Origin of the sequence: Kocuria sp. ZOR0020 (assembly GCF_000800955.1) — a bacterium.
GTDB classification, from domain to species: Bacteria; Actinomycetota; Actinomycetes; order Actinomycetales; family Micrococcaceae; genus Kocuria; species Kocuria subflava.
This window is the reverse complement of record NZ_JROX01000361.1, coordinates 1-313: the sequence shown is the minus strand read 5'-3', so window position 1 is coordinate 313 and position 313 is coordinate 1. Positions and strand designations below refer to the sequence as shown.

Annotated in this window: 1 protein-coding gene; it reads left to right on the top strand. The window is 36.7% G+C overall.

What is annotated here, in order from left to right:
* The coding region (locus L979_RS16905; protein WP_231559557.1) for a hypothetical protein at positions 1–313 on the top strand (313 nt) is incomplete at both ends.

Here is a 313-nt window from a genome sequence, read left to right as displayed (position 1 = left end):
GTTTGTGAGTTAGAGGGTAAAACTTACAGCCATACACTTACATTCTCTGTACGTTCGCAATATGAGCAACTGGACACAGAACAGCAAGAACTATGGACTGAATTTGTTGACAGAGGAGAGCTTATTCTACTTGATACGGAATATATAAATGTAAATGACTTAATACCGTATATTAATGACTTTAGAAGTAAGACAGGGTGCAGACTTAGAAAAATCGGTTATGACCCAGCACGATATGAAATCTTAAAAGGGTTGATTGAACGTTACTTCTTTGATAAAGACGGAGATAACCAAAGAGCAATTCGACAAGGTT